We start from the raw sequence: 11,623 nt of genomic DNA, 5'->3' as shown, positions 1-11,623 counted from the left end.
CTCCGCTCAGGTGGCGGGCGGGTCCGGTCGTGCCCGTCAGGAGTTCAGCGCGTCGAACGCGGCCGGGTCGCAGTCGCGCAGGAACTGGGCGCAGCGCGCCGCCTCGTCGGCCTCGCCGATCTCCGCGGCCGCCACCGAGAGCGCGTGCAGGCAGCGCAGGAAGCCCTGGTTGGGCTCGTGCGACCAGGGCACCGGGCCGTGGCCCTTCCAGCCCGCACGGCGCAGCTGGTCCAGGCCGCGGTGGTAACCGGTGCGGGCGAACGCGTACGCCGGAACAGGCTGCCCCGCGGTCAGCGCGACCTGGGCCAGCGCGGCCCACGCGGCGCTGTAGGTGGGGTGCGCCGCGGCGACGGAGGTCGGGTCCGACGCGGCGGCCAGCGCGGCGGCGGCCGGCTCGTCGGCGGGCAGCAGCGTGGCAGGAGGTTCGGGCATCAGGTTCTGCATACGGACATTCAACCCGGTGGGGGTGCCGAAGTCCCCGCGCTGCGCTGAGGGTTTCGTCACGGGCATACTCGCCTGATGTCTGCTGCTACCCCGCTGGAGATCGAGTCCCTGGAAGAGCTGTCCGAGCGGCTCGCCGAGAAGAGCCTGGCCGGGCTCACCGTGCAGGGGCTCACGATCGGCGCCGACCTGTCCCGGATCAAGGTCAAGGACGCGGTCTTCATCGGCTGCACGTTCCCGAGCCTGGCCGCGGAGGCCGCGCTGGTACGCCGCGGCGCGCACGTGGTGCCGGTGGCGGACTGGGTGCCCTACCCGACGCACCCCGCACGCCTCTACACGGCTGCCGACCTGACCGCGGGGTTCGCCGAGAACGGCTTCGCCGGCATGTACGACACCCGGGTGTACGAGCATTTCGTCGCCGAGGGCGGCCCGAACGCGGGGGTCCGCGAGGCGCTCGCGCAGCGTCTGCACGACCACGGCATCGACAACGCCCTGCATGACGCCCTGGCCGCCATCTCGCCCCGGCGGCGCATCGGCATCATGGGCGGCCACGCGGAGGTGCGCGGCAGCGGCGCGTACCGCATGGCGGCGGCGATCGGCCACGCGCTGGCCGGCCACGGCAGGCTGGTGCTGACCGGCGGCGGTCCGGGCGTCATGGAGGCCGCGAACCTGGGCTCCTACCTGGCCGCCCACCCGGTCGCGGCGCTGGACGAGGCGATCGGCCGGCTGGCCGCGGAACCGGACTTCCACGCCCACGACCCGTACACCAAGGTCGCCCTGCATGTGCTGGCCGAGTTCCCGACCCTGGACCCGTGGGCGGGCGGCCTGTCCGTGCCGACCTGGCTCTACGGCCACGAACCCGCGAACGTCTTCGCCGGCCAGATCGCGAAGTACTTCTCGAACGCGATCCGCGAGGATGTGATCCTGAAAGCGGCCCGCGGCGGCATCGTCTTCGCCCCGGGCCGAGCGGGCACCGTCCAGGAGGTCTTCCAGGCCGCGACCAAGACCTACTACGCCACCGACGGCGAGAGCGGCCCCTTCGTCTTCCTCGGCCACCACTTCTGGACCGAGGAACTCCCCGTCACCGCCCTGCTCCGCACCCTGCTCAACGGCGCCGCCCTGGCCGACCTGGTCCACGTCACCGACGACGTCGACGAAGCCCTCGCCATCCTCTGCCAGTGAAGGAAGGGCACCTTCACATCGCTATACGTGGTGGAAGGTGCCCTTCTTAACGCGCCACCGCGCCGGCCAGGGAGAACGTCGGCCGGAGGCCGTGCATGTGCGGGCGGCGGACCGGATCCGCGCCCATGATCGTCGGACTTGCGGGGCAGACGTGCGCATCTTGGGCCGTCATTCGCCCACTTGCCAGGCAAGTCCGACGATCATGGCCGTACCGCCGATCCCTGGTCGCTATGCGACCGGGATGCGGCGCCAGAAGCCGACCGGGAGGTTGACCTCGGGTTCGCCGGTGAGGCCGTTCTCGTCCATCGCGTTGAACAGGGCGACGCGCAGGTCGCCGAAGAAGAACTCCAGCGCGTGCAGCACATGCGGGCGCCAGGCGGTGGGGCTGATCCGTTCGATGACGTTGACCCGGGTCAGCGGGCGGCCCCGGGCCGAGAGGATCGCGGGGTGGGTGTCGGCCCACCAGTCCAGGCGCAGGCCGGGCCAGTCGAGCTGGGCCTGCAGGTCGATGGTGTCCCAGCTGATCGCGCACTCGTCGAACTTGCGGTGCGTGATCTCGATGTTGGCGTCGGGGAAGCCGAACACCACGGGGCCGCCGGTGAACCAGGCCTCGGCGTCCAGGTCCCACACCAGCCAGGAGCCGACGAGCGGCTGTCCGATGACGCGGGCGAAGCGGTTGCGGTGCGCCGCCGCCAGCGCACCGGCATCGTGGTGCCAGACCGGGTCGTACCCGTCGATGCCCAGCACGTGCGGACCTCCTGCCCTGAGACGCGGATTCGGACGATCGTACCGATTCCCGTCAGCTAAGGCGGGGACGCGGGGCGACACGCGCGCAAAGAAACACGCCGTGATCGCGAAATGCGGTCATGATCTGGGGTCGAACCGCAGATCATGACCGCATTCGGCGATCTTGCCACCAGCCCGCGGACCGTGACGGCCCGCGTGGCGTGTTACTTGATGCGGGTGCCGGTGGAGCGGAGGTCCTGGCACGCCTGGGCGACGCGGGCGGCCATGCCGGACTCGGCGGCCTTGCCCCACGCGCGCGGGTCGTACTGCTTCTTGTTGCCGACCTCGCCGTCGATCTTCAGCACGCCGTCGTAGTTGCGCAGCATGTGGTCGGCGACCGGGCGGGTGAACGCGTACTGCGTGTCGGTGTCGACGTTCATCTTGACCACGCCGTAGTCGACCGCGTCGCGGATCTCCGACAGCAGCGAGCCCGAGCCGCCGTGGAACACCAGGTCGAACGGCTTCTCCTTGCCGTACTTGGCGCCGACCTGCTCCTGGATCTCCTTGAGGATCTCCGGACGGAGCTTGACGTTGCCCGGCTTGTACACGCCGTGCACGTTGCCGAAGGTGAGGGCGGTCATGTAGCGGCCCTTCTCACCCAGGCCCAGCGCGGCGGCGGTGGCCAGCGCGTCCTCGACGGTCGAGTACAGCTTCTCGTCGATCGCGCCGACGACGCCGTCCTCCTCGCCACCGACGACGCCGACCTCGATCTCGAGGACGATCTTCGCGGCGTGGGTGAGGGCCAGCAGCTCCTCGGCGATCTGCAGGTTCTCGTCCAGCGGCACGGCCGAGCCGTCCCACATGTGCGACTGGAACAGCGGGTTCTCACCGCGCGCCACGCGCTCGGCGGAGACCGCCAGCAGCGGGCGGACGAAGCCGTCCAGCTTGTTCTTCGGGCAGTGGTCGGTGTGCAGCGCGACGTTGACCGAGTACTTCTTGGCCACCTCGTGCGCGAACGCGGCGAACGCGACCGAGCCGGTGACCATGTCCTTGATGGTCGGGCCGGACAGGTACTCGGCGCCGCCGGTCGAGACCTGGATGATCCCGTCGCTCTCGGCCTCCGCGAAGCCCTGCAGCGCGGCGTGCAGCGTCTGCGAGGAGGAGACGTTGATCGCGGGGTAGGCGAACGCGCCGGCCTTGGCGCGGTCGAGCATCTCGGCGTAGACCTCAGGGGATGCGATAGGCATCTGTGAACGCTCCTAGCGTGCGTGCGTGACGCGGATGGCCGCGGTGGCGCGTCGCCGCGCCCGATGGCTGCGGGAAGACCGCGATGTCCTCGTTACAGGAGTATTGCCTACGTCACTTGACCTGGCGAATCGGCCCCTGCCCGGACCGTCGTGCGGGCTCAGCCTTCGCCGCCGTCCGGCACCAGCAGGCTGAGCGCCCAGCTCACGATGCCCATGACGATGGCGCCCCAGAACGCGGGCCAGAATCCGTTGATCTCGAACGGCAGCTTGAACACCGTCGCCAGCCAGTCCACCAGCAGGAACAGCATCGCGTTGACGAACAGCGCGAACAGCCCAAGCGTGATCACGTAGAAGACGCACCCGAAGAGGTGGATGATCGGCTTCAGGATCGCGTTGACCAGCCCGAAGATCAGCGAGACCACGATCAGGGTGAGGATGCTGCGGGTGGTGGTCGCGGCGGTGACCTCGATGCCCGAGACGATCAGGGTGGTGACCCACAACGCCACTGCGTTGATCACCCAACGGATCAGAAAGCCCATATGGTCATCTTCTACGCCGAAACCCACATCTGCTGGCGAATATCACAGGCGAGTCATACCGTGAAGCAATGACCGAGAACGTGGCAGGGAACACGTACGCCGACGACGTGCCCGAAGCCGACGCGCTCGAGCAGTCGACACCGGCGGATCCCCGAGCGGACGCCGAGGACCTCGACGACGCCCTCCCGGCGGAGCCGCTCGGAGAGCCGGGCGCGCCGGTGCCCCCGGCCTCCGAGTGGGACAAGATCGAGCAGAACGTGGTGGTCGTGCCCGCCGACGAGGACTACTCCTGAGGCAGCACCCAGGCCGGGTGAAGCAGGACGAACCCGCTCATGGTGTCGTCCCGCAGCGCCGCGAACAGCTGCGGCGCGACCTCCGGATCGAACTGCTCGAACGACTCCCCGCCGATCGTGACCTTGTTGAACGTCGGCTGGCTGACGCCGACGACAGCCCCGGCATCGACCCGGTTCAGCCGCATCGCCAGACCGAGCAGGCTGAGGTCGCCGGTGTGCACAGTCAAGCCTGGTGTCCGCGCCAGCCGGCTCACCGTGCCGAAGTCGCCGAGCAGCGACCGTTCGCCGGCCTTCCTCGCCAGACCCAGCAGCACCCGCTGGCCGAGGCGGTCGCGGTCGTAGCCCCCGTGGGGCATGCCCCTGCGCTGCCGGACCAGATCCTCCACCTGTGCGCCCGCATAGTCCCGGCAACCGGCCGGGAAGACGTCGCCGGTGTGCTGCGAGGTCACCCGCTGCGGCAGGCACACCGGCAGCCCGCCCAGGGCGTCGGTCACCGAGCGCAGAGCCGAGAAATCCACCTCCGCCACGGCGTCGGCCCGCACCCCGGTGAGCCGCTCCACGGCTTGCCGGACGGTCTCGGCTCCGCCCTGCGTGTACGAACCATTGATCTTGAAGGTCCCGGTGACGCCGGGAATCTCGGTGGCCGTGTCACGCGGGATGGAGATCAGGTATGCCGCGCCGCCGTCCGCGGGCAGGTGTACCAGGATGATCGTGTCGGCTCGGGAGTTCGCCATGCTGCCGCGCCGGTCGAGCCCGAGCAGCAGGAGGTTCAGCGGACCCGACGGAGCCGCGACCGACGACTCGACCCCGATCGCCGCGACGTAGTCGGCGACCGCGCCGCCCCGCCACAGCTGCACCGGCACGGCCAGCGCGAGTGCGACGGCCACCGCGGCGGCTCCGGTACGGGTCGCCGCACGGCGGCGACGGCGGCGCGTGGCCAGCGCGTCGATCGCCCGGCGCAGCGGGTCCAGCGGGGGTGCCTGCTCCTCGTGCCGGGCGAACGCGTCACGCAGCAGCTCTTCCTCGATCATCGGACTCCCCCCAGGCTCAGCCGCTCCGCCGACTCCCGCAACCGGGCCAGCGCCTTCGAGATGTAACCGCGGGCCGTGCCGACGGTGCAGCCGAGCATCTCGGCGATCTCCCCGTCCGGCAGGTCCTCGTAGTAGCGCAGCACCAGCGCCGCCCGCTGCTGCCGCGGCAGCGTGGCCAGCACGGACCAGATCAGGTCGCGGTCCGCGGTGCGCTGCGCGTGATCGACGGGTACGGCGACCGCCTCGTCGGCGTCGGGCCGCAGGAACACCCTGCGCAGCCAGGATCCGCGCCGCCAGTCGAGATACTGGTTGATCATCATGCGCTTGACGTAGCGCTCGGGCGCGTCCGCGCGGGCCACCTTGCGCCAGTTCAGCTGGACGCGGACCATCGTCTCCTGGACGAGGTCCTGGGCCGTGTGCTGGTCACCCGTAAGCATCACCGCATAGCGCGCGAGCGCGCCGAGTCGCGAGTTGACGAATTCCTCGTATGTCACAGCCACCTCCTCGACTCACAGGACGTGTCCGGGTGTTCAGAACATTGCCCGGTACTGTTGTGCGGCGTGACCGTAGTCGACACTCTCCAGGCCCTGGCCGCGCCCCCGCTGGCCGCCGCCGACTTCAATCCCCTGAATCCGACGGACTGGTTGAACCTGTTCGGCCCGGCCGCGCTGTTCGGCGTCTGCTTCATCCTGTTCGCCGAGACCGGCCTGATGGTCGGCTTCTTCCTGCCCGGTGACTCGCTGCTGTTCATCGCGGGCGTGTTCGCCTCCGGCTTCCTGGAGTCGAAGGGCGTCCAGCTGCCGATCGGCTGGCTGCTGCTGCTCGGCCCGCTCTGCGCCATCATCGGCGCGCAGCTGGGGCACTGGCTGGGTGCGAAGTACGGCCCCAAGATGTTCAACAAGCCCGACTCCCGCCTGTTCAAGCAGGAGTACGTGCGCAAGGCCGAGCACTACTTCGCGAAGTTCGGCCCGCGCAAGGCGATCGTGCTGGCCCGGTTCATCCCGATCGTGCGCACCTTCATGAACCCGGTCGCGGGCGTGCTCGGCATGCCGGCCCGGCAGTTCTTCGTGTGGAACGTGATCGGCGCGATCCTCTGGGTCGACGGCATCCTGCTGGCCGGCTACCTGCTCGCCGAGCAGATCATCAACGCGATCGGCGGCCCCGAGCACATCGACAAGTACATCCTGCCGATGGTCTTCCTGATCGTCTTCCTCTCGCTGATCCCGGTCTTCATCGAGATCATCCGCGAGCGCAAGGCCAAGAAGAACGGCCTGCACGGCCACGGCGACGACACCGTCATCATGAGCAAGGTCGACATCGGCTGACCACGATCGCTCGACTTGCCAGGCAGGTGGGCGAAAGCGGTCCAAGATACGCACACCTGCCCGGCAAGTCCGATGATCTAGACGCGAAGAGGGGCACGGCCTTCGGCCGTGCCCCTCTTCGTACCCGCTCAGGCCAGCAGGGCCTTCAGGCTGGGCTGATGCTTCCTTCAGGCAAGGAGCGCCTTCAGGAAGATCGTCTGCATCTGGCTGGGGTCGGTGACCTGGAACGCGACGCCGCCGGTGGTGTCGGCGACGGCCTGCAGGTCAGCCAGCTTGACGTCCGGGCCGAGGCCGAGCAGCACCACCCGGACCGGCTTGGTCACGTCGGCCAGCTTCTCCAGCTCCTTCTGCACCGCGCGCAGCGACATGCCGGAGTTGTCCCGGCTGTCGGTGAAGACCACCAGCGTGTTGCTGCGGGTCGGGTCGTATCCCTTGAGCAGCTCGCGGTAACCGTCGATGATCGACTTGTAGAGCGGGCAGACGTCGGTCGGCGCGGGCGAGGCCTGGTTGACGGCCCCGTTCAGCTTGTTGCGCTGCGCCTTGGTCAGTTCGGCCAGCGGCACCAGCGGCTGGTGGCCCGGACCGGCGAACGCCCACAGGCCGACCTCGCTGTCGTCGGTGAACAGCTTCAGGCCCTTCTCCGCGGCACTGCGCAGCACCTGCATCCGCACGGCCGTGTTGCCGCCGCCGGTCATCGTGCGGCCCATCGACGAGGTGGCGTCGACCAGCGCGATCACCCGGGACGGCGTCTTGGCGGCGACCCAGGCCGTCATCGCGCCGCGGACCTTGTTCATGTCGTTGAGCGGCTGCACGAAGACGGTGTTGGAGGTGACGCCGTGGCCGGTCGGGAAGCCCGTGGAAGCCTCGCCCTCCGGCGAGCGCAGGCCCTTCTCCGCGAACACCGACTTGTATTCGCCGCTGACCAGGGCCTGCGAGAACAGGGCGGCCGCGGCGGCCAGCGGGCGCGGCTGGCGGGCCCGCACGGCGTACGGGAAGTCGAGCGTCGGGGCCTGGGCCAGGGTGACCGCGGCCATCGGGGCCTTGGGCGTGGCCGCGTTGTACGCGATCACGGCCTGCTCGCTGACGGGGGCGCCGGTCATGCCCGCGGCGTACGCCTTCCACAGCGCCCCGGTGTCCGGGACCGGCCCGCCGATGCCGCGGTACACGGCGACCAGCGCGGGCAGGTCGGCTTCGGAGGCGACGACCGCGTCGGACAGCATCATCGCGCCGACCATGCCCGCGGTGTCCCGGCGCGGCTCGACCACACCCAGCTTGAGCACGGGCGTCTTGGCGAACAGCAGGCTCTTGAGCAGGGTGGCGTCGACGCCGGAGCCGAGCTTGTCGGTGAGGTTGCGGGCGACGGTCTCCGGCACGGCGAGCACCACCGGGCTGGCCGCCAGGGACGGAGCGGTGGCGTCGAACAGGTCGCGGTCGACCCCGCGGACCCGGCCCAGCCAGTATGTCGAGTCCGGCACCCAGACCACCGGCAGTTCGGAGTCGGCCGGGGTCGGCGCGGCCTTGCCGGCCACGTCCACCGCACCGCCGGCCCAGGTGCCGAGCGAGTTGGCCACCTCGTGCGACGCCTTCTCGATGACTTCGACGCGTACGCAGTCCTCGCCGACCATGGGGCTGGTGGCGCTCCAGCGGGAACCGATCTCGGTGAGGGCCGGGGCGATGGCGGGGTCGGCGGCGACGGTGAGGGTGATGCCGGCGCTGCCGCAGCCGTCGGCGTCCGCGCTGACCGAGCGCAGCACGACGGTGGCCAGGCCGCATACGGACAGGGCACTGATGATGATGACGGGAATCCGTACGGCACGGCGACCGAACAGGCCGGTCCGCCGGGGCGCGGGTGCCTCGGGGGCATCCCAGCCGCGACGGATGTGGCGTCCAGACATGGGTGACTCCCAGTGAGGAGGCGGCGGCGCCGAGCCCTTCGGCGGGGGTTACCGGGGCGGCAGCACGCCTGACTTCGCGTCAGCTTAGATGTCCCCCGGCCAGGCGCAACCGGGTGATGACAGAATTCACTCACGGTTGCCGAAGCCTGCGCTGCGTGACGTTTTCGCCGCTCAATATCACCAAAAGCGCCGTGGGGCGCACCCTCCGTCACGGAGGGTGCGCCCCACGGCGCTTCAGGGCCTTGCCAGGGTCAGCGAGCCTTCTTGGTCGCGCGCTTGCGCGGCGGCGTCAGCAGCTCGGCGACGGTGGCGATGGCGGACGGCACCAGGCTGTAGTAGGCCCACACGCCGCGCTTGTCGCGGTTGAGCAGGCCGGCCTCGGTGAGGATGCGCAGGTGGTGGCTGACAGTCGGCTGGGACAGGCCCAGCGGAGCGGTCAGGTCACAGACGCACGCCTCGCCCTCGGGGGCAGACTGGATAAGGCTGAGCAGCCGCAGACGGGCCGGGTCGGCCAGCGCCTTGAGGACACCGGCGAGGCGCTCCGCGTCGGCACGCTCGATCGGCTCACCAGCGAGGGGCGAGATTTGAGGCAGCGGGGTTTCCACCAGAGCTGTTCCCACGTGATTTCTTCCTTCCAACAACAGCATCGATCCACCTACATATTAGCAGGTACGGATCGGAGTTCCGTTAGGCCGACAGGCCAAGGTCCGCCAACGTATAGGCGGCTCGGTACGACAGACCGGCAGCACGCACCGTATCGCCCGCGCCTCGATCGACAATAACCGCAACACCGATGACCTCGGCACCCGCCTCCCGCAGTGCATCAATAGCGGCAAGAACACTACCGCCAGTAGTCGAGGTGTCCTCGACAGCGAGCACGCGGCGGCCGGCCACGTCGGGTCCTTCGATGCGGCGCTGAAGCCCGTGCGCCTTGCCCTCCTTGCGCACCACGAACGCGTCCAGCGGACGCGACGAGGTGTGCAGCATGGCAGCGGCGACCGGGTCCGCGCCGAGCGTGAGACCGCCCACGGCGTCGAAGTCCCAGTCCGCGGTGAGCTCGTTCAGCACGCGCCCGACCAGGGGCGCAGCAGCGTGGTGCAGGGTGATCCGGCGAAGGTCGACGTAGTAGTCGGCCTCCTGTCCCGAGGACAGGACCACCTTTCCCCGAACCACCGCGAGGTCAGTGATGAATTTACGCAGGTCGTCGCGGTCGGACATGGGACGGACACTACTCGCCGATCCTGAGAGCTCGATCTAGGGGGGTGCGTTGACCTCCCCACACTCGTCAGCTGTCGGATTCGGTGTCGCGTCCGGTGCGCACCCGGGCCCCGCGCGCGAGCCGCCGCAGCAGCCGCGTGGGGGTGTGCCGCATGAAACCCACCAGCACTTTGTATTTCCAGCTCGGCACGCTCACCGTGCGGCCCCGCCGCAGGTCACGCAGGCTGTCGGCGACGACCTGAGGGGCCTGCAGCCACAGCCACCCCGGCGTCTTCGTCATGTTGATTCCGGCCCGGTCGTGGAATTCGGTGCGGGTGAATCCCGGGCACAGCGCCATCACGCGCACCCCGCGGTGGGCCACCGACAGCGCCACCGACTCGCTGAAGTTGGTGACCCACGCTTTACTCGCCGGATAGGTGCTACCAGGCATCGCCGCGCCGAATCCGGCCACCGATGAGACATTGATGACATCTCCGCGGCCGCGTGCCGCCATGACGGGCAGCGCCGCGTGCGTCAACCGCATCACCGCCTGCACGTTCACGGCCAGCAGGTGCAGTTCCTGCTCCACAGTGGATTTCAGGAACGGCGTGTTCAGCGACAGTCCCGCGTTGTTCACCAGCAGATCCACCGGCCGGGCGGTGTCGCGCAGCCGCGCCTCCACCAGCTCGCAACCCTCCGTGGTGGCGAGATCCGCCGAAATGACACTCGCCTGCACGCCGTATGTCCTGCTCAGAGCCTCGGAGAAGTCGGCCAGCCGGCCGGCGTCGCGGGCGACGAGCACCACGTCCCACCCGTCGGTGGCCAGGCGGACCGCGAAGGCCCGGCCGATGCCAGCGGTCGCGCCGGTGACCAGCGCGGTGCGGCGCTCGCCCGCCGGTTCGGGTGTGGTCCGGGGTGCCGCTGCGGCGTCGGGCACGGCGGTGTTTGCGGAGGAGGACATCGGTCACCTCAGGCGGTCGTCGGCGGGGGCACCGCGGGGGTGTCGGGGCCCGGCGGCAGCGGCCGCGTCCGGCTGAAGAAAGCGTTCGCAGCCGGGAGCGCGAGCAGCACCGCAGTGGCAATGTAGCCGAGAACCTGCGCCAGCGAGGAGAGCCCGAAAGGCACCGCCCACCAGCCGGGGAACGAGTCGACGAGAGCCTGCACGCCGCGCGTGTAGGAGGGGTCGCCGCCGCCCTGCACGGTCACGTTGCCGGTGCCCAGGCTGACCGCCCCGGAGACGCCGCAGCAGGCCAGCAGGATGCCGAGGCCGCAGACGATCCAGGTGAGGATCCGGGCCACCCGGTTGCCCTGCCAGACACCCCAGGCCAGGGCCAGCAGCACGATCGCGGCGATCACCGCGACCGCGGCGCTGGTGAGCAGCGTGGCTTTGGCGCTGTTCTCCAGGTCGACCAGGACCGCAGGGCTCACGCCCGCCAGCACGGCGCGCACCCGGAGCCGGTTGAGCACACCGCTGATCGCGGCCAGGTGCAGGATCGCGTTGACCAGGTGGAGCAGGGCGAGCAGGCCGAGGATGGCCGCCGCGGCGGTGACGACCGTGGGCCGGGCGGGTGCGACGCCGGGGCCGGCCGGTGACACCGGCTCCACCGGGAACGAGGCGGATTGCGACATTGGCGTACCCCCGATGCGGCCCGAAGATTGCTCCAGATCGGAAGTTACCCGCACTACCAGGGAGTATGTGCCTGATTGGGGATATCCCCGACAGCACGCGGGGCCGGCGCGTATCGCG

General features: G+C 69.9%; 14 protein-coding genes. 3 read left to right on the top strand and 11 right to left on the bottom strand.

The window, feature by feature from the left end; all coding sequences use genetic code 11:
* Positions 1-36: 36 nt before the first annotated feature.
* Entirely contained in the window at positions 37-444 is a 408-nt protein-coding gene (locus Cco03nite_RS25225; protein ID WP_203694699.1) for a DUF3151 domain-containing protein, read from the bottom strand.
* 75 nt (positions 445-519) lie between these two features.
* Between Cco03nite_RS25225 and Cco03nite_RS25220 the strand changes: the two genes are divergently transcribed.
* On the top strand, positions 520-1,623 hold the full coding sequence (locus Cco03nite_RS25220) for an LOG family protein (protein WP_203694676.1): 1,104 nt from the start codon (positions 520-522) through the stop codon (positions 1,621-1,623).
* A gap of 228 nt (positions 1,624-1,851) precedes the next feature.
* On the opposite strand, the gene Cco03nite_RS25215 is transcribed toward Cco03nite_RS25220, so the two are convergent.
* The 3 genes from Cco03nite_RS25215 to Cco03nite_RS25205 form a co-directional block, all read right to left on the bottom strand.
* Positions 1,852-2,370 (bottom strand): hypothetical protein, encoded by a 519-nt coding sequence (locus Cco03nite_RS25215; protein WP_203694675.1) that lies wholly within the window; start codon positions 2,368-2,370, stop codon positions 1,852-1,854.
* A gap of 203 nt (positions 2,371-2,573) precedes the next feature.
* A complete protein-coding gene (gene fbaA, locus Cco03nite_RS25210) occupies positions 2,574-3,596 on the bottom strand; it encodes a class II fructose-bisphosphate aldolase (RefSeq protein WP_203694674.1) in 1,023 nt (340 codons plus the stop codon).
* A 158-nt stretch (positions 3,597-3,754) separates the two neighbouring features.
* Positions 3,755-4,135 (bottom strand): phage holin family protein, encoded by a 381-nt coding sequence (locus Cco03nite_RS25205; protein ID WP_203694673.1) that lies wholly within the window; start codon positions 4,133-4,135, stop codon positions 3,755-3,757.
* A gap of 68 nt (positions 4,136-4,203) precedes the next feature.
* On the opposite strand from Cco03nite_RS25205, the gene Cco03nite_RS25200 reads away from it, so the two are divergent.
* Positions 4,204-4,428, top strand: a complete 225-nt coding sequence (locus Cco03nite_RS25200) for an Rv3202a family protein (protein WP_203694672.1) — start codon at positions 4,204-4,206, stop codon at positions 4,426-4,428.
* Here the strand turns inward: Cco03nite_RS25200 and Cco03nite_RS25195 are convergent.
* Positions 4,419-5,459 (bottom strand): LCP family protein, encoded by a 1,041-nt coding sequence (locus tag Cco03nite_RS25195; RefSeq protein ID WP_203694671.1) that lies wholly within the window; start codon positions 5,457-5,459, stop codon positions 4,419-4,421. The genes Cco03nite_RS25200 and Cco03nite_RS25195 overlap by 10 nt on opposite strands.
* Positions 5,456-5,953 (bottom strand): SigE family RNA polymerase sigma factor, encoded by a 498-nt coding sequence (locus Cco03nite_RS25190; RefSeq protein WP_203694670.1) that lies wholly within the window; start codon positions 5,951-5,953, stop codon positions 5,456-5,458. Before Cco03nite_RS25190 ends, Cco03nite_RS25195 begins: the two co-directional genes overlap by 4 nt.
* A 66-nt stretch (positions 5,954-6,019) precedes the next feature.
* On the opposite strand from Cco03nite_RS25190, the gene Cco03nite_RS25185 reads away from it, so the two are divergent.
* Complete coding sequence (locus Cco03nite_RS25185) at positions 6,020-6,784, top strand: DedA family protein (protein ID WP_239167643.1); 765 nt, start codon at positions 6,020-6,022, stop codon at positions 6,782-6,784.
* A gap of 167 nt (positions 6,785-6,951) precedes the next feature.
* Here the strand turns inward: Cco03nite_RS25185 and Cco03nite_RS25180 are convergent, their stop codons facing one another.
* From Cco03nite_RS25180 to Cco03nite_RS25160, 5 genes are all read right to left on the bottom strand, one after another.
* Positions 6,952-8,679: a VWA domain-containing protein gene (locus Cco03nite_RS25180; protein ID WP_203694669.1), complete on the bottom strand. Its 1,728-nt coding sequence runs from the start codon at positions 8,677-8,679 to the stop codon at positions 6,952-6,954.
* A gap of 251 nt (positions 8,680-8,930) precedes the next feature.
* Positions 8,931-9,326 carry an ArsR/SmtB family transcription factor gene (locus tag Cco03nite_RS25175; RefSeq protein ID WP_120317708.1) on the bottom strand — a complete coding sequence of 132 codons (396 nt, stop codon included), beginning with the start codon at positions 9,324-9,326 and terminating at the stop codon, positions 8,931-8,933.
* A gap of 40 nt (positions 9,327-9,366) precedes the next feature.
* Complete coding sequence (gene pyrE / locus Cco03nite_RS25170) at positions 9,367-9,897, bottom strand: orotate phosphoribosyltransferase (protein WP_203694668.1); 531 nt, start codon at positions 9,895-9,897, stop codon at positions 9,367-9,369.
* Positions 9,898-9,964: 67 nt separating this feature from the next.
* Positions 9,965-10,837: an SDR family NAD(P)-dependent oxidoreductase gene (locus Cco03nite_RS25165; protein WP_203694667.1), complete on the bottom strand. Its 873-nt coding sequence runs from the start codon at positions 10,835-10,837 to the stop codon at positions 9,965-9,967.
* Positions 10,838-10,845: 8 nt separating this feature from the next.
* On the bottom strand, positions 10,846-11,505 hold the full coding sequence (locus Cco03nite_RS25160; protein ID WP_203694666.1) for a hypothetical protein: 660 nt from the start codon (positions 11,503-11,505) through the stop codon (positions 10,846-10,848).
* Between the last annotated feature and the right edge of the window lie 118 nt (positions 11,506-11,623).

Source organism: Catellatospora coxensis (assembly GCF_016862635.1).
GTDB classification, from domain to species: domain Bacteria; phylum Actinomycetota; class Actinomycetes; order Mycobacteriales; family Micromonosporaceae; genus Catellatospora; species Catellatospora coxensis.
Note: the sequence above shows the minus strand (reverse complement) of the source record. Positions and strands in the feature narration are given on the sequence as shown.

Coding starts and splice junctions, on each gene's coding strand:
- Cco03nite_RS25205 (WP_203694673.1), bottom strand. CDS start 4,135: ATGGGCTTTCTGATCCGTTGGGTGATCAACGCAGTGGCGTTGTGGGTC.
- Cco03nite_RS25175 (WP_120317708.1), bottom strand. CDS start 9,326: ATGCTGTTGTTGGAAGGAAGAAATCACGTGGGAACAGCTCTGGTGGAA.
- fbaA (WP_203694674.1), bottom strand. CDS start 3,596: ATGCCTATCGCATCCCCTGAGGTCTACGCCGAGATGCTCGACCGCGCC.
- Cco03nite_RS25180 (WP_203694669.1), bottom strand. CDS start 8,679: ATGTCTGGACGCCACATCCGTCGCGGCTGGGATGCCCCCGAGGCACCC.
- Cco03nite_RS25200 (WP_203694672.1), top strand. CDS start 4,204: ATGACCGAGAACGTGGCAGGGAACACGTACGCCGACGACGTGCCCGAA.
- pyrE (WP_203694668.1), bottom strand. CDS start 9,897: ATGTCCGACCGCGACGACCTGCGTAAATTCATCACTGACCTCGCGGTG.
- Cco03nite_RS25160 (WP_203694666.1), bottom strand. CDS start 11,505: ATGTCGCAATCCGCCTCGTTCCCGGTGGAGCCGGTGTCACCGGCCGGC.
- Cco03nite_RS25195 (WP_203694671.1), bottom strand. CDS start 5,459: ATGATCGAGGAAGAGCTGCTGCGTGACGCGTTCGCCCGGCACGAGGAG.
- Cco03nite_RS25220 (WP_203694676.1), top strand. CDS start 520: ATGTCTGCTGCTACCCCGCTGGAGATCGAGTCCCTGGAAGAGCTGTCC.
- Cco03nite_RS25225 (WP_203694699.1), bottom strand. CDS start 444: ATGCAGAACCTGATGCCCGAACCTCCTGCCACGCTGCTGCCCGCCGAC.
- Cco03nite_RS25165 (WP_203694667.1), bottom strand. CDS start 10,837: ATGTCCTCCTCCGCAAACACCGCCGTGCCCGACGCCGCAGCGGCACCC.